Source organism: Micromonospora yongxingensis (assembly GCF_052601155.1).
In genome coordinates, this window is the sequence record NZ_JBQXEO010000009.1 from 193,655 (window position 1) to 216,220 (window position 22,566).

The following is a 22,566-nucleotide window of genomic DNA, read 5'->3' on the forward strand; positions in this document are numbered from 1 at the left end:
GTATGTCCCTTTCCTACCCGACGGTGACCAGCTGAGATGACCGACGTGCCCCGATCCGACGCCGCACCGACCCCCGCTCCGGCCGGGTCGCCCGAGCTGCCCGACCTCGACGAGTTCCTCGCCGACCAGACCCGCACCCTGCTCGACACGGCCCGCCGCGCGGTCCGGCCCGAGGGCGGCTTCTGGTGGTTGACCGACGACCTCACCCCGGACCGCAGCGAGCCGCTGCACACCTGGATCACCTGCCGGATGACCCACGTTGCCGCCCTCGCCCACCGCAACGGTGACCCGGACGCCGCCGCCCTCGTCGACCACGGGATCGCCGCGCTCAGCACACTGCTCCGCGACGAGCGGTACGGCGGCTGGTTCGGCGCCGTGGACCAGCAGGGCGTACCGACCAACGAGCGCAAGGCCGGTTACGACCACGCGTTCGTGCTGCTCGCCGCGTCCGGCGCTGCGCGCGCCGGACGGCCCGGCGCGGACCAGTTGCTCGCCGACGTGCTGGCCGTGGTGCGGGACCGGTTCTGGGACGCCGAGGCCGGCGCGGTCCGCGAATCCTGGAACCGGGACTGGTCGGTCACCGAGGACTACCGGGGCGCCAACAGCAGCATGCACATGGTCGAGGCGTTCCTCGCCGCGGCCGCCGCCACCGGCGACGCGAGCTGGACCGACCGGGCCCTGCGGATCGGCGCCCACCTGGTCGACGGCGAGGGCGCCCGGCACGACTGGCGGCTGCCCGAGCACTTCACCGCCGACTGGTCGCCGCTGCCCGACTACAACCGGGACCGGCCCGCCGACCCGTTCCGGCCGTACGGCTCGACGATCGGGCACTGGCTGGAATGGGCCCGCCTGCTGCTGGAGCTGGAGGCTGTGCTGCCGCAGCCGCCGCGCTGGCTGCTCAGCGATGCCCGTGCCCTGTTCGCCGCCGCTGTGCGGCGCGGGTGGGCGGTCGACGGGGCTGACGGTTTCGTCTACACGATCGACTGGGACGACCGTCCGGTGGTCCGCGCCCGGATGCACTGGGTGGTGGCCGAGGCGATCGGGGCCGCGGTCACCCTGCACCGGCGCACCGGGGACGCGGTCTACGCCGACTGGTACCGGGTGTTCTGGGGGTACGCGCGCCAATACCTGGTCGACGACAGCGGATGGCGGCACGAGTTGGACCCGCAGAACGTGCCCGCCGGTACGGTCTGGCACGGCCGGCCGGACGTCTACCACGCCTACCAGGCGGTGCTGCTCTCCCGCTCGGCCAGCGCGCTCGGCGGCCCCGGCCCGCTCGCCCCGGGGACGGTGCCCGCGTGATCGTGGTGGCGGGCGAGGCCCTGATCGACCTGGTGGTCACCGCCGAGGGGCAGCGGGCGGTGCCGGGTGGCTCGCCGGCGAACGTGGCGGTCACCCTGGCCCGGCTCGACCAGCCGGTACGTCTGCTGGCCCGACTCGGCGCCGACGCGTACGGCGGGCAACTCGCCGACCACCTGACCGCCAACCGGGTGGACCTCGGCTGGGCGGTGCGTGCCGAGCAGCCCACGTCGGTGGCGGTGGCCACCCTCAATGCCAGCGGACAGGCCAGCTACGAGTTCCGCCTGGTCGGCACGGCGGACTGGCAGTGGACGCCGCAGGAGTTGCCCGACCTGGCCGGTTCCCCGGCGACCGCCCTGCACACCGGGTCGCTCGCGCTCGCGCTGGCACCCGGCGCGCAGGTGCTGGAGGACCTGCTCGGCCGCGAACGCCGCCGGGACGGGCTCACCGTCTCGATCGACCTCAACCTGCGTCCCGGCATCGTCTCCGACCGGGCCGCGGAGCAGGCGCGCGTGGAACGGCAGATCAGCCTCGCGCACCTGGTCAAGGCCAGCGACGAGGACCTGGCCTGGCTCTACCCGGAGCGCACGGTGGCCGACGTGATGGCCGCGTGGCGTGCGTCCGGGGTGTGTTGCGCGGTGGTGACCTGCGGCGGCGACGGCGCCTGGCTGCTCGCCCCCGACGGCTCGACGCACCAGCAGCCGGCGGTGCCCACCACGGTGGTCGACACCGTCGGTGCCGGTGACGCGTTCACCGGTGGCCTGCTGGCCGCCCTGGCCGACCTCGACGCCCTCGGTGACCGGCCGGCCGATCGGCTCGCCGCGGTGAGCGCCGGGCAGTGGGACGTGGTGCTCCGGCAGGCGGCGACGGTGGCGGCGTTGACCTGCGGCCGTCGCGGTGCGGACCCGCCCCGCCGCGCCGAGGTCGAGGCCCTGCTCGGCGCCGTGAGCTGAACCCCACTGGCGACCAGCCGGTTGCACCGTGATGGCCCGGCCTCGGGTCGGGCCGGCACGGGTGAACGCTCAGCCGGCGGCCGGCGGGGTCAGGCCGCGACGGAGCAGCCGGGTGGGCAGCACCGTGGTCGACGGTGGGGAGTCGTCACCCGCGATCCGTTGGAACAGCCGCTCGGTGGCCACCCGGGCCAGCTCCCGGGTGTCGTAACCGACGACGGTCAGCGGTCGCGGCATCAGGTGGGCCAGCTCGAAGTCGTCGAAGCCGACCAGCGCGGCGTCGCTGCCCCGCCGGTGCAGCTCCTGGAGAGCACCGACGGTGAGCCGGTTGTTGCCGCAGAAGAAGGCGGTGGGCGGGTCCGGCAGGTCGAGCAGTTCGGCGACCGCCCGTCCGGCCTCCTCCGGTGCGATGAGCCGGTCGCGGACCAGGGCGCCGTCGGGTTCGATCCCGGCGGCGCTCAGCGCCGCGCGGGCGCCGGCCAGCCGCTCGCGGATGGTGGGCACGGTCGGCGCGCCGAGCAGGACACCCACCCGGTGGTGCCCCTCGTCGAGCAGCGCGCCGACCCCGGCGCGGCTGCCGCCCTGGTTGTCCAGCAGCACGGCGTCCGCCAGCAGCCCCTGCGGCGGCCGGTCCAGGAAGACCACCGGCATGCCCAGCTCGACCTCGCGGCGCAGGAACGAGTGATCCGGGCCGGCCGGCACGACCAGCAGCCCGTCGACCCGGCGCTGCGTGAAGTCCTGGAGCAGGGCCCGCTCCCGCTCCGGGTCCTCCTCGGAGGAGGCGGTGATCAGCATGGTGCCGTGCTCGGCGGCGATGTCGGCGGCGACGCTGGCGATGGTGGCGTAGAACGGGTTGGCGATCTCCTCGATGAGCAGACCGACGGTGGCGTTGAGCTGCCGGGAGCGCAGGTTGCGGGCGATGTCGTTGCGCCGGAAGCCCAGCTCGCTGATGGCGGCGAGCACCCGGCTGACCAGTTCCTGACCGACCGGTTCGTCGTTGACCACGCGGGAGACCGTCTTGAGGCTGACCCCGGCGAGCCGGGCCACGTCGACCATCGTCGGGCGCCGGCGTACCGCCGGTCGGGTCGGGGTCTGGGTCACGGGTGGTCCTCCACGGCGGGCGCGGTCAGCGGCCGACGGCAGCCAGCGCGTCGACCGCTTTTCGGGCGGCGATCAGCACCGGGTCCCAGACCGGTGCGTACGGCGGAGCGTAGCCGAGGTCGAGGCCCGTCATCTCGTCCACCGTCATGCCGTTCCACAGCGCCACGGCCAGCGTGTCGATCCGTTTGGCCGCCTCGGACCAACCGACGATCTGTGCGCCGAGCAGCCGCCCGCTGGGTCGTTCGGCGATCAGCTTGACGGTCATCGGCCGGGCACCGGGGTAGTAGCCGGCGCGGCTGGTCGACTGGGCCACCACCGAGACGAACTCGAAGCCGGCCGCGGTGGCGTCCCGCTCACGCAGGCCCGTGCGACCCACCTCCAGGTCACAGACCTTGGTGACCGCCGTGCCGATGACGCCCAGGAAGGTGGCGTACCCGCCGCCGATGTTGATCCCGGCCACCCGGCCCTGCTTGTTGGCGTGCGTGCCCAGCGGTATGTGCACCGGCATCCCGCTGACCCGGTGCAGCGTCTCCACGCAGTCGCCCGCTGCCCAGATCCCGGGCAGCCCGGGCACCCGCATCCGGCGGTCCACACGGATCGCGCCGGTTGGCCCGAGTGGCAGCCCGGCGGCCTCGGCGAGCGCGACGTTGGGGCGTACGCCCAGGCCGAGGACGACGAGGTCGGTCGGGATCGGCCCCTCGGCGGTGACCACCGCGGACACCCGCCCGTCCCGCTCCTCCAGACCGGTCACGGCCATGCCGGTGCGGATCGTGACGCCCAGGCCGCGCATCGCGTCGGCGACAAGCTCGGCCATGTCGCCGTCCACCGTCGACATGGGCTGGTCGGACTGCTCGACCAGGGTGACGGAGAGGCCGCGCTGAATCAGCGCCTCGGCCAGCTCGACACCGATGTATCCGCCGCCGACCACCACCGCCCGCCGTGGCTGCGGCTCACTGTCGAGCCACTCACGCAGCGCCGACCCGTCGTCGAGGGTCTGCATGCCGAACACGCCGGCCGCGTCCGTCTCCGCCCAGGACGGCTTCACCGGCACCGCGCCGGCGGCGTACATCAGCTCGTCGAAGCTCTCGCGGACCTCGCCGCCGCGTTCCAGGTCGCGGGCGACGACCTCGCGGCGATCCAGGTCGATGGCGGTCGCCTCGTGGCGTATCCGCACATCGATGGCGTGCTCCTTGCGGAACGTCTCCGGGGCCCGGGCGATCAGCTGCTCGGGGTCGGGGACAAGGCCGCTGATCCAGTACGGGATGCCGCACGCCGAGTAGGAGGTGAAGTGCCCTCGCTCGAAGACCACGATCTCCAGGTCGTCGGGGCCACGGCGGCGTCGGGCCTGGGACGCCGCCGACATTCCGGCGGCGTCACCGCCGATGACGATCAGCCGTTGCGTCACGAAACCATCCTGTCACGCAATGATCAGTCGCGGGTCTGTCGTGCCACGTCCTGCACCACGTCGATGAGGCGGCCGGTGCGGGCGTACACGGCGCGTTGCCGGGCGGCGCCGGTGCCGTGCCGGCGCAGCCCACCCAGCAGGTCGGTCACCTCGGCCCAGTCGCCGTGCTGTTCCAGCGCCGGTCGCATCCGTTCGACGAACCGGTCCAGCAGCTCCCAGGCCGGGCGCAGCTCGCCGGTGGTGACGTCGACGCCGTCGCCCTCCAGGCCGTCGTGGGCGGCCCGCCAGTGCGCGCCGACCAGCAGGTGGTGGTCGGTCTGCAGGGCCGGGCGGTCGGCTTCGACGTCCGCCATGGCGGTGGCCACCAGGGCCCGGACCAGCGCGGCGACCAGCACGGCGTCGTCCACCGACGGGCAGACGTCACCGATCCGCAGCTCCACCGTCGGGTACTTCGCCGACAGCCGGGCATACCAGTAGAGCATCCCCTCGTCGAGCATCACCCCACTGGAGATCAACTGGCGGATCAGCCGCTGGTAGTGCTCGTGCGACTCCAGCCACGGCGTGGGCGCGACCGACGGCCACCGTTCCCACTCCACCGAACGCCAGCTGGCGTAGCCGGTGTCCTCGCCCCGGGCGAAGGGGGAGTTGGTCGTCACCGCGTGCAGCATCGGCAGCCAGGGCCGGACGTGGTTGAGCACCTGCACACCCGTCTCCGGGTCGGGGACGCCCACGTGCACGTGCATGCCGTTGTTGCCGGGACCGGGAACGAGCAGCCGGAACCGTTCGATCATCCGGTCGAAGCGCGGCTTGTCCACCACGGGCGGCACCGGGCCGTCCACCGGGCCGGTGCCGATGGCCAGCAGCCGTACGCCGGCCCGCTCGGCGGCGTCGGCGAGCGCCTTCCGCAGCACGCCGAGGGAGTGTCGGATCGAGGAGAGCTCCAGGCCGGGTGGGCTGCCGATCTCGATCTGGCTGGTCTGGAACTCCCGCTCCACCTGCCCACGAAGCTCCGCCGGGACCTGCTCCAGGACGAGGTCGACGGCGGGTACCGCGGCTCCGGTGTGCGGGTCGACGAGCAGGAACTCCTCCTCGACACCCACGGTGAGCAACTCGGTCCCCGCGGCCGTCCCGCTGGGCGCCTCCGCCACCTGGCCGGTCATCGACACCACCGTCCGTTCCTGCCGCTCGCGGTCCGTCCGCGTCGGTCGGGCGTCTGGTTACCCACCGTGGTGATGCCGGGAAACGTGACGACGGCGCGTCGGCCGGCGTGTCGACCGTGCACCGCGCGTCTCTCCCGCGTGTCGTCCGGCGCACCCGTCTCGGCCCCACGGGGGAGTGGCCGCGATCCGGCCCGCGGGCGTGACACCGGGTCCTACGCTGAGCCGGTGCCGGTACCGCTGGGGTTCTTCGGGGTCGCGTCGATGTACGCGTTCGCCCAGGTCACTCTTCTCGCGGACCGCCCCGCCGACCTGCTCGCCGGTGCCGCGCTGACCGCCCTGGCCCTGGTCGCCGCGTTGCTCGCGGCCCGGGTGGTCCGCCTTCCGACGGCACCGGGCACCGGCCGGTGCTCGGTCGGGCTGCGGGCACGCTCCCGTGGTCGCCGCGTGCCGCGGCAGGTCGACCCCGACGCCGCCGGGCGGCCTCGCCCCCGCGCACCCGGCCACCCCTCGGCCGCGTAGCTCCCGCTGTGGCGGCCGATCCCGCCGTCACCGGTCCTCCGCCGGGCGGAAGCCGCCCGATGAGGACCCCACCGGAATCGGACCGAGGGGTTTTTCATGCTTGCCTTCGCACCACTGAGCAGCACGGTCGGCGCCGCCGGCACCGCGCTGTCCTGGCTCACCGATCTGCTCGAACCGCTGGCCGGCGGCACGGCGACCGCCGCAGCCATCGTGCTGTTCACCATCGCCGTCCGGTTGCTCATCTCGCCGCTCACCGTCGCGCAGGTCCGCGGGGAGCGGCGCCGCGCGGCGCTCGCCCCCCAGGTCCGCGACCTGCAGCGGCGGTACGCCGACGACCCGGCGAAGCTGCAGAGTGAGGTGTTCGGCCTGTACCGCTCGGCCGGCGCCAACCCGATCGCCGGCTGTCTGCCGTTGCTGCTCCAGGCACCGTTCCTGCTGGTGCTGTACCGGCTGTTCACCACCACCGAGGGCGGCACCGGGCTGCTGGAGGAGCGGTTGGCCGGCGTGCCGTTGGGCCACCATCTCGGCGACGGCCTGGGAGGAGCGGCCGGTCCGCTCTTCGCCATCCTGCTGGCCGTGCTGCTGGTGCTGGCCTGGGTGTCGTCGCGGCGCGCCCGCCGGGCGTCGGCGGCGGTCGGCACGGTGGCCGGTACGCCCACCGAGGGGCCGGGTGCGGCCACGCTCGGCCGGTTGCTGCCCCTGCTGCCGTTCACGACCGTGCTGGTGGCGCTGGTGCTGCCGCTCGCGGCGGTGATCTACCTGGTGACCACGACCGCCTGGTCGGTGCTGGAGCAGGCGGTGCTCCGGCGACCGCAGGCAACCCCGGCGACCGCCGACATAGATCGACGTTGACAACTGTGTGGACGGGACGTACAACTCTGAGAGAGCGCTCTCTCGACCCGTCCCCCGCAGAGAGGCACGTCCATGTCAGCTCCCCCGGCGGCCACCGCCGCCCCGCCCGTCCGACGCCGCCTGCTGGCGTCCGTCCTGCTCGTCGCCACCACCACCGCCCTGGCCGGCGTCACCATGACCGCGCAGGCCGCCGTGCCGCCACCCCCCGCCGGCTGGAGCACGGTGTGGAGCGACGACTTCACCGGCGCGGCCGGCACCCTGCCGTCGGCCGCCAACTGGATCATCGACACGGGGCACAACTACCCGGGCGGCCCGGCCAACTGGGGCACCGGCGAGATCCAGAACTACACCGCCAGCACCGCCAACGTCAGCCACGACGGCGGCGGCAACCTGCGGATCACCCCGCTGCGCGACGGTGGGGGAGGCTGGACCTCCGCCCGGATCGAGACCGTGCGCAGCGACTTCAAGGCCCCGGCCGGCGGCGTGCTGGCGATCGAGGGTCGGATCCAGATGCCGAACGTCACCGGTGCCGCGGCGGCCGGCTACTGGCCGGCGTTCTGGGCGCTCGGCGCGCCCTACCGGGGCAACTACCAGAACTGGCCGGGCATCGGCGAGTTCGACGTGATGGAGAACGTCAACGGCATCAACTCGGTCTGGGGCGTGCTGCACTGCGGCGTCGCCCCCGGCGGGCCGTGCAACGAGTCGAACGGCCTGGGCGCGTCCCGGGCCTGCCCGGGCGCCAGCTGCCAGTCGGCGTTCCACACCTACCGGTTCGAGTGGGACGCCTCGATCAGCCCCCAGCAGCTGCGCTGGTACGTCGACGGGCAGCTCTACCACACCGTCACGCAGACTCAGGTCGGTGCGTCCGCCTGGTCGCAGATGACCTCGCACGCGGGCTACTTCCTGCTGCTCAACGTCGCGATGGGCGGCGCCTTCCCGAACGGGGTGGCCGGCAGCGGCACGCCGACCGCGGCGACTGTCCCGGGTCGACCGATGCTGGTCGACTACGTGGCCGTGTACCGCCGGGGTGGCGGGACCACACCGCCGCCGACCACTCCGCCGCCGGGTGGGACGAGGGATGCGTACGGGCAGCTCCAGGGCGAGTCGTTCAACGCCCAGAACGGGGTGGCCGTCGAGGCGTGCTCGGAGGGCGGGCAGAACATCGCCGCGCTGCGTAACGGGGACTGGGCGCGCTACGACGGCGTCGAGTTCGGCTCCAGCGGGCCTCGCGACTTCGTGGCCCGGGTGGCCTCCGGCGCTGCGGGCGGGGTGAGCGGTCTGGTCGAGGTGCGGCTGGACAGCCCGACGGCGGCTCCCATCGGCAGCTTCGCCATCGGCAACACCGGCGGCTGGCAGAGCTGGCGCTCGGTGCCGGGCAACGTCGCCGGCGGGGTGACGGGCCGGCACACCGTCTATCTCACCTTCACCAGCGGCCAGCCGAACGACTTCGTCAACGTCAACTGGTTCACCTTCCGCCGCTGAGGCGGACGCTTGTCCGGGCGACCCCTGGACAGAAACAGTTAACTGTCTTAATAATTAGCGCCAACGTTGACGTCCATGGATGCCCGTCCGGGCGTGGAGGGTCGCATGAAACCTGCCAGACCGCTTGTTCTGTCCCTGATCACCGCGCTCGTCGCGACGCTCGGCGCGGCCTGGGTCGCGCTGCCCGCGTTCGCCGCCGGTGCCACCGCCAGCTTCGTCAAGACCGCCGACTGGGGCTCCGGCTGGGAGGGGAAGTACACCATCACCAACGGTGGCACCTCGACCGTCAACGGTTGGAGCCTCACCTTCGACCTGCCGGCCGGCACCACCCTCGGCAGCTACTGGGACGCCCTGCTCAGCTCCGCCGGTCAGCGTCACACCTTCACCAACCGCTCCTGGAACGGCAGCATCGCCCCGGGTGCGTCGGTGTCCTTCGGCTTCCTGGGCGCCGGCTCCGGCTCGCCCACCGGCTGCCAGCTCAACGGCGCGCCCTGCGGAAGCGGCACCCCACCCACCACGCCACCGCCCACCACCCCGCCCCCGACCACGCCACCTCCGACGGACCCGCCCACCGGTGGCCTGCCGAAGCACCTGCTCACCGGCTACTGGCACAACTTCGACAACCCCGCCGTCGAGCTGCGACTGCGCGACGTCCCCGCCGACTACGACCTGGTGGCGGTCGCCTTCGCCGAGGCCACCGCGACGCCGGGCGCGCTCACCTTCGGCGTCGACCCCGGGCTGGCCACCTCGCTCGGCGGCTACACCGACGCGGACTTCACCGCCGACGTGCGCACCCTGCACAGCCGGGGCCAGCGGGTGATCCTCTCCGTGGGCGGTGAGACCGGTCGGGTCACCGTCAACAACGCCGCCTCGGCCACCGCCTTCGCCGACACGGCCGCCGCGCTGATCGCCCGCTACGGCTTCGACGGGATCGACATCGACCTGGAGAACGGGCTCAACCCGACGTACATGGCACAGGCGCTGCGCGCGCTGCGGGCCAAGGTCGGCGCCGGCCTGATCATCGCCATGGCGCCGCAGACCATCGACATGCAGTCCCCGGCCGGCGGCTACTTCAAGCTGGCCCTGGACATCAAGGACATCCTCACCGTCGTCAACACCCAGTTCTACAACTCCGGGGCGATGCTCGGCTGCGACCAGAACGCCGCGTACTCCCAGGGCACGGTGAACTTCATCGTCGCGCTGGCCTGCATCCAACTGGAAGCCGGGCTCCGCCCCGACCAGGTGGGCCTCGGTCTGCCAGCCGGGCCGGGCGCGGCCGGCGGCGGCATCGTGGCGCCCAGCGTGGTCAACGCCGCGCTGGACTGTCTGGCCAGAGGCACCAACTGCGGCAGCTTCCGGCCGCCGCGCACCTACCCCGGCATCCGTGGCGCGATGACCTGGTCGGTGAACTGGGACGTCAGCAACGGCAACGGCTTCGCCCGCGCCGTGGCGCCGCACCTGGACACTCTGCCCTGACCGGCGGGCAGGGTCCCCCGCTCGACGCCCGGAAGGGCTGAGCGGGAACGTGGTTCAGCGACCGGCGGTCACCGACCGCCGGTCGTCGCGTCCCCGGCGTCGGCGCATCTTGCGGACCACCCAGCCGGCCACCATGACGACGAAGACCGCGACGATCGCGTAGTTGAACCAGTCGCTGTACCGCTCGACGTCCTGCCAGCGGCTCCCCAGCGCATAGCCGGCCCCGACGATGAGGCTGTTCCACACGCCGCTGCCGATCGTGGTCAGCACGATGAACTCACCCAGCGGCATCCGGTTCGCCCCGGCCGGAACCGAGACCAGGCTACGGACCACCGGCACCACCCGGCCGATCAGCACCGCCCACCGGCCGTGCCGCTCGAACCAGCGGTCGGCCCTCTCCAGGTCGTCGCGGTCCACCAGCGGGATGCGGTCCAGCCAGCGCTTGAGCCGCTCCTCGCCCAGCGCCGCGCCGAGCCAGTAGAGCACCAGCGCGCCGACCAGCGAACCGACCGTCGCGGCGAGCACCACGAGCACCACGTTGAACCGGCCCTCGCTGGCCAGGTAACCCGCGAGCGCCAGGACGATCTCGCTGGGAATGGGCGGGACGATGCTCTCCAACGCCACCAGCAGCGCCACCCCGGCCGGCCCCATGCCCTCGATCACGGTGGCCACCCAACCGGTCAACCCGGTGAACGTGGCCGGGTCGACATTCTGGGCGAGCGCCATGGTCGTCCTTCCGCGTCGGTTGCCGGGGGATCGGATGGTCATACCCGATCGGTGCCCGGCCACACCTTCCGGTGAGCCCGGCCACCCTGTCGTGCCGGTCAGTGCTCCGGGTGCAGCGCGGCGTCGGCCGGCCCCTGTCGCCAGCCGGTGAACACCACGGTCAGGCCGGCGCGGACCGGAGCGCAGCAGAACGGGCCGGCGGTGACCTCGACCGCCGGGTCCAGCGGGGCGAGCCGGACCAGACGCCACGGCTCGCCGTCGACCCGCGCACGGACGGTCAGTGCGTCACCGGCCCGGCTGACGCGGACGGTCACCTCCCGGCCCGCCCACTCCGGCACCGGCGCCACCGACCAGTCGGAGAACTCCCGGGTCACCACGGCGCCGAGCTGGAGCTCCCCGTCGCTCATCTCCACGCCGGCCTTCACCCAGCTGCGCTCGTCCACCCGAACCAGCGCACCGGCCTGGTCGAACTGCCCGCTGAGGTCGAGCCGGAAGCTCACCTCCATGGCGGTGCCGGCGGGCAGCGGGGCCAGCAGGGCCGGCCCGTTGTCGTGTACGAAGCCGTAGCTGGTCCGCCGCCAGAAGTCGCTCTCCGCCGCCGGTTCGACGACCAGCTCACCGGCCGGGCCCTCCTCGGCGCGTACGGGCTGGTGCAGCCAGTCGCCCCGGGTCCAGTCCAACGGTTCGCTCGGCGGTACGAGGTCGATCTCCATGACCCGCACGGTACCGGCCGGAACCGGTCGGCTCCGGGCTGCGGCCGCCCGGAGCGGGTTTGCCGCGATGATCAACCGGAGAAGTTTCTCCGGCATGGGTGACCGTTGGTACTCCGAAGCCGTCGTCTACTGCCTCGACATCGACACGTACGCCGACTCCGACGGCGACGGGGTCGGTGACATCCGCGGCTTGATCGGCCGGCTGGACTACCTGGCCCGACTGGGGGTGACGTGCCTGTGGCTGCACCCGATCCACCCCTCGCCCAACCGCGACGACGGCTACGACGCCACCGACTTCTACAACGTGGACCCGCGCTTCGGCACCCTCGGCGACTTCGCCGAGCTGCTGCACCAGGCCCAGAACCGGGGCATCCGCGTGATCATCGACCTGGTGGTCAACCACACCTCCGACGAGCACCCGTGGTTCCAGTCCGCCCGTTCCTCGCCGGACTCGCCGTACCGCGACTGGTTCGTCTGGTCCGACACCGAGCCGGAAGACCGGCACCAGGGCATGGTCTTCCCCGGTGAGCAGAACGAGACCTGGAGCTACGACCGGACGGCCAAGGCGTGGTTCTACCACCGGTTCTACAAGTTCCAGCCGGACCTCAACTTCGCCAACCCGGCGGTCCGCGCGGAGATCAAGAAGATCATGTCGTTCTGGCTCCAGCTCGGTGTCTCCGGCTTCCGGATGGACGCGGTGCCGTTCATCATCGAGCTGACCGAGCCGGGCAACCCGAACTCGCCGAAGGACTTCGAGTTCCTCACCGAGATGCGCCAGCACGTGCAGTGGCGACGCGGCGACGCCGTCCTGCTGGCCGAGGCGAACGTCGAGCCGGACCAGTTGCCGACGTTCTTCGGCGACGCCGGCGGCTCCGGCAACCGGATCCACATGCTCTTCGACTTCATGCTCAACGGTCGACTCATGCTCGCCCTGGCCCGGGAGGACCCGGAGCCGCTGATCGACGCGTTGCACGACACCCCGAAGCTGCCGGTCGGCGGGCAGTGGGCCACCTTCCTGCGCAACCACGACGAGATCGACCTGTCCCGGCTGACGACCGAACAGCGCAACCAGGTGTACGCGCAGTTCGGCCCGGACGAGGACATGCGCATCTACGACCGGGGCATCCGCCGCCGGCTCGCCCCGATGCTCGGCAACGACCGGCGTCGCATCGAGCTGGCGTACGCCCTGCAGTTCTCGCTCCGGGGCACTCCGGTGCTGCGGTACGGCGAGGAGATCGGGATGGGCGAGGACCTGTCGCTGCCCGGTCGGGAGGCGATCCGTACCCCGATGCAGTGGTCGTACCAGCCGAACGCCGGCTTCTCCACGGCGGAACCGGAGAAGCTGGTCCGCCCGGTGATCGACAAGGGTGAGTTCGGCTACCAGAAGGTCAACGTCACTGCCCAGCGCGGTGACCCGAAGTCGCTGCTCGCGTGGTTCGAGCGCATGATCCGGACGCTGCGCGAGGCGCCGGAGGTCGGCTCCGGCTCGACCACCCACATCGACGTGGCGATGCCGGCCGGGGTGCTGGCGCACCGGGCCGACGGGCCGACCGGGACGATGGTCTTCGTGCACAACCTGGGCACCGACGACGTCGAGGTGGACCTCAGCAGTCTCGAGCCGGAGGCCGACCTGCCGATCGACGTGCTCGCCGACCGTGGCTACGGCGAGTTGGGCAAGCTCGGCGCGGTGAAGGTCTCCGGCCACGGATACCGGTGGATTCGCCTATGCCGAGGGTCGGCCTGTTGACGTTAAGCTCCTCCGATCGACCCCACGTTACCGGGAGGTAATCATGTCGGAGGAGTCCCGCGTCGCCATCGTCACCGGAGCCGCGCGCGGTATCGGCGCGGCCACCGCCCGGCGGCTGGCCGCCGACGGGATGGCCGTCGCCGTGGTCGACATCGAGGAGACCGCGACCAAGGAGACGGTGGACGCCATCGCCGCCGCCGGCGGCCGGGCACTCGGCGTGGGCGCCGACGTGTCCGACCGGGCGCAGGTCGAGGCGGCCGTGGAGCGGATCGCCGCCGAGCTGGGCGCGCCGACCGTGCTGGTCAACAACGCCGGCGTGCTCCGCGACAACCTGCTGTTCAAGATGACCAACGCGGACTGGGACACGGTCATGGGCGTGCACCTGCGCGGCGCGTTCCTGTTCAGCCAGGCCGCCCAGAAGCACATGGTGGACCGCCGGTGGGGGCGGATCGTCAACCTCTCCAGCACCTCCGCGCTGGGCAACCGGGGTCAGGCGAACTACGCCGCCGCGAAGGCCGGCCTCCAGGGCTTCACCAAGACGCTCGCCATCGAGCTGGGGCCGTTCGGGGTGACCGTCAACGCGGTCGCGCCCGGCTTCATCGTCACCGACATGACCGCGGCCACCGCCGCCCGTATGAAGGTCGACTTCGAGGACTTCCAGAAGCACGCCGCCGCCGAGATCCCGGTACGCCGCCCGGGCCGGCCGGAGGACGTCGCGCACACCATCTCGTTCCTGGCCAGCGAGGGGGCGGGGTTCGTCTCCGGCCAGGTCATCTACGTCGCCGGCGGCCCGCGGGACTGACCGGCAGTCTGGCGAGGACGCTCCGTCCACAGCGGAGCGTCCTCGACGCGGTGCGGTCGGTCGGGCGGTGCTGTTCTTCAGGCGGTGTCGCGGCGGGTGTGCCAGAGCCAGAGCAGGCCGAGCACCGGCAGCACCAGCGGGATGTAGCCGTACCCGCTGCCGAACTGCGACCAGACCGTCTCGTCGGGGAAGAGTTCCCTGTCGGCGAGGCTCAGGATGCCGACCGCGAGCACGCCCACCAGCTCCACGGAGCAGCAGGCCAGCGCGAGCCGCCGGCCGGTGTGCCCGGCGCGGGCCAGCCCCACGGCGGCCACGATGTAGACCAGCGCAGCCAGCCCGGAGAGCAGGTACGCCACCGGCGCCTCGTCGAACTTCGTGGCGATCTGCAGGCCCGCCCGGCTCGTCGCCGCGATGGCGAAGAGCAGGTAGACCGCGATCAGCAGCCGCCCCGGGCCGGTGTTCGTGGCGCGCCGCGCCGGTCGTGTCTCAACCACCGAGCACCTCCCAGGTCTGCTGCAACCGGACCACCACCACCGGGGCGACCAGACAGACCGCGCAGACGATCGCCGAACCCCAGCGGGTCGGCTCCATCCGGGCCAGCACCCAGGCCAGCGGCGGCAGGCAGACCAGCGTGACCAGGTAGCCGAAGAAGGCTCCGGGCTCGCCCGGCCGGTCCCCACCGCCGACCGCGACGAGCGCCAGCACGCTCAACGCGAGCAACGCCAGTTCCAGTACGCCCAGGCCGACGAACTGCACCCGGTCCGGCGGCCGGTGGCGTACCGCCGCCACCAGCGCCCATACCGCGACGAGCAGCGACAGCACGATGGACGCCGTCGCCAGGATCCCGTCCACCGGTGAGTCGGTGCCTACGCTGGTCACCGGAACCACCCGGTCGTTGCCACGGTCACCGGCACAGCCTACTAACCGTCGTAGTAACCGGCTGACGCCGCCTCGCCGTGCTCTGCCGTGTGCTGTCCTCCGCCCGCCCGCGCGGGACATCGAGGAGCCCCGGTTGGTCAACCCGCTGCCGGCACGCCTGGTGGGGCGACTAGCGTGGATCACGCCCGTGGCGTCGCCGCGGTCAGGGGAAACGGCGGAGGTACACGTGCTGCGGTTCGGCTTGTTCGGCACCGGTCACTGGGCGATCGAGACGCACGGGAAGGCGCTGCACGCACACCCGGAAGCGGAGCTGGTCGGGGTGTGGGGGCGTAACCCGGAGCGGGCCGCCGCCCTGGCCGAGCGGTACGGGGTGCCGGCGTTCGCCGACGTCGACGCACTGCTCGACGTGTGCGACGCGGTCGCCGTCGCGCTGCCGCCGAACATCCAGGCCGACATCGCGGTCCGGGCCGCCGCCGCCGGCCGGCACCTGCTGCTGGACAAGCCACTGGCGCTCACCGTCGCCGACGCCGACCGGGTGGTCGCCGCCGCCGAGGCGTCCGGGGTCGCGTCGGTCATCTTCTTCACCCAGCGTTTCCAGCCGAACGTGACCGCGTTCCTCGCCGCGACGGCCGCCGCCGGAGGTTGGCAGCACGGCCGGACCACCGCGTTCGCGTCGATCTTCCAGGAGGGCAGCCCGTACGGCGGTTCGCTGTGGCGCCGCGAGCACGGCGCGCTCTGGGACATCGCACCGCACGCGCTCTCGATCATCCTGCCGGTGCTGGGCCGGGTGACCCAGGTGGCCGCGATGGACGGCCCGAGCGGGATGGTGCACCTGCTGTTCACCCATGACGGTGGCGCCACCAGCAGCGCCTCGCTCTCCCTGGACGCACCCCGCGAGGCGATGGCCCGGGAGTTCGTCTTCTACGGCGAGAACGGTGTCGAGACCGTCCCGGTGGGCGAGAACGACGCCGCCACGGCGTTCGGCGTGGCGATCGACCAGCTCATCGAGCAGGTTCAGGCAGGCACCCGCGACCACCGCTGCGACGTACGTTTCGGCCGCGAGGTCGTCGGCATCCTCGCCGCCGCCGAAACCGCCCGCACCGAATCCCGCACCATCCCCGTCCCCATCCCGTAACCGCGCCCCACACCCCCCGCCCCCGGTGATCATGAAGTTAGCGACGCCGGGCACGGCGTGTCGCGCCGCCAACTTCATGATCACCGGGGTTGGCGGGGGCCGGAGGGGGGAGGGCGGGAAATGGGTGGAGGGTGGGATGGGGAGTGGTTAGGGTGGCGGCATGTTCACGCATGCCCTGATCACGGGGGTCGGTACGCCGGCCGCCTGGGGTCCCATGTTGGTGTCCCGCCCGCGAGTCCGGCGTCCGGCCCTGGCCGGCCGGGACGCGACCCGCCGCTGATCGGCTCACCTACGCGGCGAGCCAGGGCTGAGCCCTGCCGCCGCTGATCGGCTCACCTCTGCCGCCGCACCCGGGCTGTCGCCCCCGTGCTGCCGCACCGCCGCGTTCCCACGCCATCGTCCAGGGCCGTCCGAGTCCAGATCCACTCGGACAGGCCCGGAATTCCGGCTGCCTGTCCAGCCCGTCGCCCAGCGGCGACAGACAGGACGAAGACCCGTGGCGCCCCGCAACTCCCGACCCACCGAACGCGACCGGTCCCGTCGCGTACTCAGTCAGAACTTCCTCGCCGACCCGGCCGCCGTGGCACGGGTGGTCCGCGCTGCCGACCCCGATCCGGCCGGGCTCCTGCTGGAGGTCGGCGCCGGTCGCGGCCAGCTCACCCGGCCGCTCGCCGCCCGCTGCGAGCGGCTGATCGCGTATGAGGTGGACCCGGCAGTCGGCCGGGAGTTGGCCGCGGTCTGCGCGGCCCTGCCCACCGTCGAGCACCGACAGGCCGACTTCCTGGCCGCCGAGCCTCCGCCGGAGCCGTTCGCGGTGGTCGGCAACATCCCGTGGTCGCTGACCTCGGCCGTGGTGCGGTGGTGCCTGGCCGCGCCCCGGTTGCGGTCGGCGACCCTGCTCACCCAACTGGAGTACGCCCGCCGGCGCAGTGGCGACTACGGCCGCTGGACCCGGCTCACCGTGTCGACCTGGCCGGAGTTCGGCTGGCGGCTGGCCGGGCGGGTGCCGCGTCACGCGTTCCGGCCGGTGCCGGCGGTGGACGCCGGAATCCTGCGGATCGAGCGCCGGGCGGAACCGTTGCTACCCGTGGCCGCGCTGCCCGCGTACCAGCGGTTGGTGGCGCTGGGCTTCGAGGGCGTCGGCGGCTCGCTGGCCGCGACCCTGCGCCGGCATCACCCGCCGTCGCGGGTGGCGGCGGCGCTGCGGGCCACCCGGATCGCGTCGGACCTGCCGGTGGGGTACGTCTGGCCCGAACAGTGGCTGGTGCTGTTCCGTCTGCTGCACGCGCGATGACCGTTCCTCGGGAGGCGGCCACATCAGGCGAGGGTGGCCAGCGCGGCGCTCAGCTCGTCGGGCGACTCGAACTGCTCAGCCGGCAACGCCCGCAACACCTGCAACAGCGCCGTGCTGGCCCCGTTCTCCTGCCCCCAGCGGACCAGGTCCTCGCGGGAGACCGGGTAGTCGAGCCCGGCCAGGTACTCCTGCAACTGAACCCCGGTGACGGTCATGTCGGCCGGCTACCCGCTGGCTCCACGCGTACACCGGTCGACCCGGCGGCCTGCGGACGGCGTGTCGCCGGCGGCGCGCCGACGGTTTGTCGCAGCGGCCGCCGGGTAGCCGCTGGCATGCTGGTTCAGCGGCTCGGCGCGCCGAGCGACTTCGACCCGTTGCTGGAGCGCGTCCGGGACGCCCGGGTGGTGATGATCGGCGAGTCCACCCACGGCAGCTACGACTACTACCGGCTGCGCGAGCAGCTCACCCGCCGGCTGATCGCCGAGTGCGGCTTCTCGTTCGTGGCCGTGGAGGGCGACTGGCCGGACTGCGACCGGGTGCACCGCTCGGTCACCGCCGCGCCGGGCGGGGCGCTCGATCCACAGGCCGCGCTGGAGCGGTTCGAGCGATGGCCGACCTGGATGTGGGCGAACGCCGAGGTGGCCCGGTTCTGCCGCTGGCTGCGGGCGTGGAACGTGGAGCGGCCGGAGGATCAACGGGCCGGTTTCCACGGGCTCGACGTGTACAGCCTCTGGGAGTCGATGCAGGCGATCTTCGACTACCTGGGGGAGGAGGATCCGACCTCGCTGGAGGCGGCGCAGGACGCGTACCGGTGCTTCGAGCCGTACGGCAAGCGGGTCGAGGATTACGGCGCGGCCAGCCGGTTCGTCTCCGCCCGCTGTGAGGAGGAGGTGGTCCGGCTGCTGGCCCGGACCAGGGAACATGCCCTCTCCGACGGCCCGGACCGCTTCTCGGCCTGGCAGAACGCGGAGGTGGTGGCCGGCGCGGAGCGCTACTACCGGGCGATGGTGGCCGGTGGGCCGGATTCGTGGAACATTCGCGACACCCACATGCAGGACACCCTCGACCGGCTGCTGGACCGGTACGGGCCGGACGCCCGGGGGATCGTCTGGGCGCACAACACGCACATCGGGGACGCCCGGGCCACCGACATGGCGGCCGACGGGATGATCAACATTGGCCAGTTGGCCCGGGAGCGGCACGGCGACGACGCGGTGACGCTGATCGGCTTCGGCAGCTACCGCGGTACGACGATCGCCGCACCGCGCTGGGGTTCACCGCCGGAGGCGATGGTGGTGCCGCCGGCCCGGGAGGGGTCGATCGAGCGGCGGATGCACGAGCTGATGCCGGACCGGGCGGTCCTGGTCTTCGGCGGGGAGGACCAGCCGGGCTGGGTCACGGGCACCGCGGACCACCGGGCGATCGGGGTCGTCTACGACCCGTCCTTCGAGTCCTGGGGCAACTACGTGCCGACGCGCCTCGGCGAACGCTACGACGCCTTCATCTGGTGCGACGAGACCACCGCCCTGCACCCGCTGCCCGCCCCGGCCACGCCGGGCGAGATGGAGACCTACCCGGCCGGCGTCTGACCAGGCTGTCGCCGTGGAGGTGTGGTGGCCGGAAGCCACCACACCTCCAGTGCGGTGGGTCAGACCCGGGTGGGGGTGCGGTCGGTGAGGTGGGTACGCAGGCCCTCGCCCTCGATGTCCACGTTCGGCAGGACGCGGGACAGCCAACGGGGTAGCCACCAGGCCCGGTCGCCGAGCAGTGACATCACCGCGGGGACGATGGTCATGCGGACCACGAAGGCGTCGATGGCCACACCGATGGCGAGCGCGAAGCCCATCGACTTGATCACCGGGTCCTCCAGGAAGACGAAGCCCCCGAAGACCGAGATCATGATCAGCGCGGCGGCGGTGACCACCCGGGCGCCGTGGCCCATGCCGCTGATCGTGGCCTGCCGGGCCGACTCGCCGTGCACGAAGTCCTCCCGCATCCGGGAGACCAGGAACACCTCGTAGTCCATGGCGAGGCCGAACAGGATGCCGATGAGCAGGATCGGCAGGAAGCTGATCAGCGGGGCCGGGGTGTCCAGGCCCACCAGGTCGGCGAGGTGCCCCTGCTGGAAGACCGCCACCGTGATGCCGAACGTGGCGGCGACGGTGAGCAGGAAGCCCAGCGCGGCCTTGACCGGCACCAGCAGCGAACGGAACACCAGCATCAGCAGCAGCACCGAGAGCCCGACCACCAGCAGCAGGTAGATCGGCAGAGCGTCGGAGAGCTTCTCGGAGACGTCGATGCCGATGGCGGTGGCGCCGGTGAGCAGCACGTCCGCGTTGCGGATCCCACCGACCGAGTCACGGATCTCGTGCACCAGGGTCTCGGTGGCCTCGTCGGTCGGGCCGGTCTTCGGCACCACGCCGAGCAGCGCGGTCCGGCCGTCGGGGCTGAGCTGCGGCGGCGCCACCGCGAGCACGTTCTCGGTGCGCTGGAGCAGCGCGGTGACCTGCGGCACGGCGGCCGAGGTGGCCTGCGGCGTGTCGCCGGCGACCACGACCGCGAGCCGGCCGGTGAAGCCCGGCCCGAAGCCCTCGGTGGTCAGGTCGCTCGACACCCGGGCGGGCGAGCCGACGGCCGCCGTCGAGGCGTCCGGCAGGGCCAGCCGCATGTCCGGCGTGGGCAGCGCGAGCAGCCCCAGGCCGAGCAGCCCGACCAGGATGACCGGTACGCGGAACCGCGTGACCAGTCGGGCCCAGCGGAAGCCGAACCCGGACCGGTCCTCGTTCGGCGCCGTCTCGGCGAGCGTCCGCTCGGCGGCGTCCGCTGCGCTGTCGCCCGTGCCGTCGGCGACGACAGACCGCAGCCGGCGGGGGAGTACCCGGCGGCCGGCGAAGCCGAGGAGGGCGGGCTGGAGGGTGATCGCGACGAGCACGGCGACGGTGACCGTACCGGCGGCGGCGAGACCCATCACGGTGAGGAACGGGATGTCCACGACGGCCAGCCCGGCCAGGGCGATGACCACGGTGGCGCCGGCGAAGACCACGGCGGAGCCGGCGGTACCCACGGCCCGGCCGACCGCCTCCTCCGGGGACAGGCCGTCGAGCAGGTTCTGCCGGTGCCGGGAGGTGATGAACAGCGAGTAGTCGATGCCGACCGCGAGGCCGAGCATCAGCGCCAGGATCGGCGCGGTGCTGGTCAACTCGACGACGCTGCTCAGTGCGAACAGGCCGGCCATGCCGGCGCCCACACCGATCAGGGCGTTGAGCATGGTCATCCCGGCCGCCACCAGCGAGCCGAAGGTGATGATCAGGACGATCGCGGCGACCAGTACGCCGAGCGCCTCGGTGGAGCCGATCTCCGGCTCACCACCCAGCACCTCACCACCCGGGGCGACCTGCCAACCCTGCGCCTCGGCCGACGCGCCGACCTCCTCGTACGCCGTGCGCTGCGCGTCGGTCACCTCGTCCGCGCCGGTGGCGAACTGGACCTGGACCAGCGCGTACCGGCCGTCGGGCGAGACCGCACCGACCTGGAACGGGTCGACCGCACCGACCACGCCCGGCAGCGTGGAAGCCTGCTTGACCAGCTCCTGCACCACGGCCTGGCCCTGTGGGCCGGCCAGTTGGCCGTCCGCCGGTGCCTTGACCGCGATGGTGCCGGTGGCGCCGCTGGCCGCCGGGAACTGCTCGGCGAGCAGGTCGAGCGCGCGCTGGCTCTCGGTGCCGGGCATCGTGAAGTTGCTCGCCGTCGGGCCGCGCAGGGTCGCCGCGGCCAGGCCGGCGACGACGAGTACGACGAGCCAGAGCGCGACGACGAGCCGTCGCCGGCGCAGCGCGCCCCGGCCGAGCCGGTAGAGCAGGGTGGCCATCAGGTTTCCTTGTCCTCGGTCGTGGGTGGTTGGGGCAGGGATGCGTCGACGGGTTCGAGGGCCCGCCGGACGAGGGTCAGCAGGGCGGGGCGCAGCTCGTCGTCGGGGACGTCGACGAACTCGGCGCACCCCTCGGAGATGCCGGCCAGCAGCACCAGCGCCGTGATCCGGGCGCCGGGCCGGTCGGAGTGCCCGGCCAGCGCGTCGCGCAGCCGTTCGGAGATCTGCTGGATGTGCGCGAAGGCCGGCTGGCACAGCAGCTCCGGGAACTCGCCCCGGAGTAGGGCGATCTCGCGCCGGAAACGGACCGCGAGGTCGACGAAGCCGACCGCGGCGGCCTGCTGGGCGGCCGCGCCGGTCAGCCCGGTGAGCTGGTCGTCGAGGGCCCGCAGCACCGCGATGGCGGGCGCCATCAGCTCGGCGAGCAGGGCTTCCTTGTTGGCGAAGTGGTAGAGCACGGTGGCTTTGGAGCAGCCGACCTCGCGGGCGATGTCCTGTAGCGAGGTGCCCCGGTAGCCGGTCACCGCGAACCGTCGCGCCGCCGCGGCGAGGATCTCGCCGTGCGTCTCGGACACCGCTCTGGCCATCACCGGTCCACCTCCGTAGACCAGCATGCCTGACCGATCGGTCAGACCCTGACCGATCGGTCAGATTGGCGCGTGGCGTTGCCCACACCCCGGTCCGGTTTAGCCGGCGTGCTCCCGGTCGTACCTGGTACGGGCCTCGGCGATGGTCCGGCGGTGCCGCTCGGCCCAGCTGGTCAGGGCCACCAGCGACTCGTAGAGCTCCAGGGCCATCGGGGTGGCGGTGTACTCGACCTTCGGCGGGACGGTCGGATAGACAGTGCGGTGCAACAGGCCGTCGCGTTCCAGGTTGCGCAGGGTCAGCGTGAGCATCCGGCGGCTGATCCCCTCGATGTGCCGCTCCAGCTCGGTGAAGCGCACCGGGCCGTTCGAGGCGGACACGAGGATGCTGATGCTCCACTTCCCGCCGACCCGGTCGAGCACCTCGCGGACGGTGCACGCCCGGGCCTGGCCCGTGGTGAACGGCACGTTCTCCGCCGCGCAGGTCAGCTCGGCCTCCACCAGCGCGGACACATCGCTGTTCCTCTGGGACATCACAGTGCCTCCTTCCGCTCCCGCTCATGGTCACAGACGA

21 protein-coding genes and 2 pseudogenes are annotated in these 22,566 nt (G+C 72.6%); 11 read left to right on the plus strand and 12 right to left on the minus strand.

Annotation, left to right across the window (positions count from 1 at the left end):
* Positions 1-36 precede the first annotated feature (36 nt).
* Positions 37-1,302, plus strand: coding sequence for an AGE family epimerase/isomerase (locus ACTWLT_RS14160; RefSeq protein WP_445318762.1), 1,266 nt, complete (start codon positions 37-39; stop codon positions 1,300-1,302).
* Positions 1,299-2,252, plus strand: a complete 954-nt coding sequence (locus ACTWLT_RS14165; protein ID WP_445318763.1) for a carbohydrate kinase family protein — start codon at positions 1,299-1,301, stop codon at positions 2,250-2,252. Before ACTWLT_RS14160 ends, ACTWLT_RS14165 begins: the two co-directional genes overlap by 4 nt.
* 69 nt (positions 2,253-2,321) lie before the next feature.
* Here the strand turns inward: ACTWLT_RS14165 and ACTWLT_RS14170 are convergent, their stop codons facing one another.
* The 3 genes from ACTWLT_RS14170 to ACTWLT_RS14180 form a co-directional block, all read right to left on the minus strand.
* Positions 2,322-3,305 carry a LacI family DNA-binding transcriptional regulator gene (locus ACTWLT_RS14170; RefSeq protein WP_445318792.1) on the minus strand — a complete coding sequence of 328 codons (984 nt, stop codon included), beginning with the start codon at positions 3,303-3,305 and terminating at the stop codon, positions 2,322-2,324.
* Between the two features lie 70 nt (positions 3,306-3,375).
* Positions 3,376-4,755 carry an FAD-dependent oxidoreductase gene (locus ACTWLT_RS14175; RefSeq protein WP_445318764.1) on the minus strand — a complete coding sequence of 460 codons (1,380 nt, stop codon included), beginning with the start codon at positions 4,753-4,755 and terminating at the stop codon, positions 3,376-3,378.
* A 23-nt stretch (positions 4,756-4,778) separates the two neighbouring features.
* A complete protein-coding gene (locus tag ACTWLT_RS14180; RefSeq protein ID WP_445318765.1) occupies positions 4,779-5,915 on the minus strand; it encodes a carboxylate-amine ligase in 1,137 nt (378 codons plus the stop codon).
* A gap of 225 nt (positions 5,916-6,140) precedes the next feature.
* Between ACTWLT_RS14180 and ACTWLT_RS14185 the strand changes: the two genes are divergently transcribed.
* From ACTWLT_RS14185 to ACTWLT_RS14200, 4 genes are all read left to right on the plus strand, one after another.
* Positions 6,141-6,434: a DUF6412 domain-containing protein gene (locus ACTWLT_RS14185; RefSeq protein WP_445318766.1), complete on the plus strand. Its 294-nt coding sequence runs from the start codon at positions 6,141-6,143 to the stop codon at positions 6,432-6,434.
* A gap of 96 nt (positions 6,435-6,530) precedes the next feature.
* Entirely contained in the window at positions 6,531-7,286 is a 756-nt protein-coding gene (locus ACTWLT_RS14190) for a YidC/Oxa1 family membrane protein insertase (protein WP_252418692.1), read from the plus strand.
* Between the two features lie 72 nt (positions 7,287-7,358).
* Entirely contained in the window at positions 7,359-8,768 is a 1,410-nt protein-coding gene (locus tag ACTWLT_RS14195) for a carbohydrate-binding protein (RefSeq protein ID WP_445318767.1), read from the plus strand.
* A gap of 105 nt (positions 8,769-8,873) precedes the next feature.
* On the plus strand, positions 8,874-10,244 hold the full coding sequence (locus tag ACTWLT_RS14200; RefSeq protein WP_445318768.1) for a chitinase: 1,371 nt from the start codon (positions 8,874-8,876) through the stop codon (positions 10,242-10,244).
* A gap of 54 nt (positions 10,245-10,298) precedes the next feature.
* Here the strand turns inward: ACTWLT_RS14200 and ACTWLT_RS14205 are convergent, their stop codons facing one another.
* Together ACTWLT_RS14205 and ACTWLT_RS14210 are read right to left on the minus strand one after the other, a co-directional pair.
* The gene (locus ACTWLT_RS14205) at positions 10,299-10,970 is read right to left on the minus strand and encodes a DedA family protein (RefSeq protein WP_445318769.1); all 672 of its coding nucleotides are present in this window, start codon (positions 10,968-10,970) and stop codon (positions 10,299-10,301) included.
* A 98-nt stretch (positions 10,971-11,068) separates the two neighbouring features.
* Entirely contained in the window at positions 11,069-11,683 is a 615-nt protein-coding gene (locus ACTWLT_RS14210) for a DUF1349 domain-containing protein (protein ID WP_445318770.1), read from the minus strand.
* Positions 11,684-11,777: 94 nt separating this feature from the next.
* Here ACTWLT_RS14210 and ACTWLT_RS14215 point away from each other — a divergent pair, with 94 nt between their 5' ends.
* Both ACTWLT_RS14215 and fabG read left to right on the plus strand, forming a co-directional pair.
* The gene (locus tag ACTWLT_RS14215) at positions 11,778-13,430 is read left to right on the plus strand and encodes an alpha-amylase family protein (protein ID WP_445318771.1); all 1,653 of its coding nucleotides are present in this window, start codon (positions 11,778-11,780) and stop codon (positions 13,428-13,430) included.
* A gap of 43 nt (positions 13,431-13,473) precedes the next feature.
* Complete coding sequence (gene fabG, locus ACTWLT_RS14220; protein WP_252418702.1) at positions 13,474-14,232, plus strand: 3-oxoacyl-ACP reductase FabG; 759 nt, start codon at positions 13,474-13,476, stop codon at positions 14,230-14,232.
* 77 nt (positions 14,233-14,309) lie between these two features.
* Here the strand turns inward: fabG and ACTWLT_RS14225 are convergent, their stop codons facing one another.
* Both ACTWLT_RS14225 and ACTWLT_RS14230 read right to left on the minus strand, forming a co-directional pair.
* Complete coding sequence (locus tag ACTWLT_RS14225; protein ID WP_445318772.1) at positions 14,310-14,726, minus strand: hypothetical protein; 417 nt, start codon at positions 14,724-14,726, stop codon at positions 14,310-14,312.
* Positions 14,719-15,111 (minus strand): hypothetical protein, encoded by a 393-nt coding sequence (locus tag ACTWLT_RS14230; RefSeq protein WP_252418705.1) that lies wholly within the window; start codon positions 15,109-15,111, stop codon positions 14,719-14,721. Before ACTWLT_RS14230 ends, ACTWLT_RS14225 begins: the two co-directional genes overlap by 8 nt.
* Positions 15,112-15,337: 226 nt before the next feature.
* On the opposite strand from ACTWLT_RS14230, the gene ACTWLT_RS14235 reads away from it, so the two are divergent.
* Both ACTWLT_RS14235 and erm read left to right on the plus strand, forming a co-directional pair.
* The gene (locus tag ACTWLT_RS14235) at positions 15,338-16,246 is read left to right on the plus strand and encodes a Gfo/Idh/MocA family protein (RefSeq protein WP_445318773.1); all 909 of its coding nucleotides are present in this window, start codon (positions 15,338-15,340) and stop codon (positions 16,244-16,246) included.
* Between the two features lie 496 nt (positions 16,247-16,742).
* Entirely contained in the window at positions 16,743-17,540 is a 798-nt protein-coding gene (gene erm / locus ACTWLT_RS14240) for an ErmE/ErmH/ErmO/ErmR family 23S rRNA (adenine(2058)-N(6))-methyltransferase (protein WP_445318774.1), read from the plus strand.
* 23 nt (positions 17,541-17,563) lie between these two features.
* Here the strand turns inward: erm and ACTWLT_RS14245 are convergent, their stop codons facing one another.
* On the minus strand, positions 17,564-17,755 hold the full coding sequence (locus ACTWLT_RS14245; protein WP_252418710.1) for a DUF2795 domain-containing protein: 192 nt from the start codon (positions 17,753-17,755) through the stop codon (positions 17,564-17,566).
* 117 nt (positions 17,756-17,872) lie between these two features.
* Between ACTWLT_RS14245 and ACTWLT_RS14250 the strand changes: the two genes are divergently transcribed.
* On the plus strand, positions 17,873-19,129 hold the full coding sequence (locus ACTWLT_RS14250; RefSeq protein WP_445318775.1) for an erythromycin esterase family protein: 1,257 nt from the start codon (positions 17,873-17,875) through the stop codon (positions 19,127-19,129).
* A gap of 59 nt (positions 19,130-19,188) precedes the next feature.
* Here the strand turns inward: ACTWLT_RS14250 and ACTWLT_RS14255 are convergent.
* The 4 genes and pseudogenes from ACTWLT_RS14255 to ACTWLT_RS14270 form a co-directional block, all read right to left on the minus strand.
* Positions 19,189-20,331 (minus strand): annotated as a pseudogene (locus ACTWLT_RS14255) (MMPL family transporter); the annotation flags it as partial.
* Positions 20,332-20,343: 12 nt separating this feature from the next.
* A pseudogene (locus tag ACTWLT_RS14260) lies at positions 20,344-21,408 on the minus strand (MMPL family transporter); the annotation flags it as partial.
* Positions 21,408-21,995: a TetR/AcrR family transcriptional regulator gene (locus tag ACTWLT_RS14265; protein WP_252418714.1), complete on the minus strand. Its 588-nt coding sequence runs from the start codon at positions 21,993-21,995 to the stop codon at positions 21,408-21,410. The pseudogene ACTWLT_RS14260 and the gene ACTWLT_RS14265, both read right to left, overlap by 1 nt.
* 99 nt (positions 21,996-22,094) lie before the next feature.
* On the minus strand, positions 22,095-22,526 hold the full coding sequence (locus ACTWLT_RS14270; protein WP_445318776.1) for a winged helix-turn-helix transcriptional regulator: 432 nt from the start codon (positions 22,524-22,526) through the stop codon (positions 22,095-22,097).
* Positions 22,527-22,566: the final 40 nt, after the last annotated feature.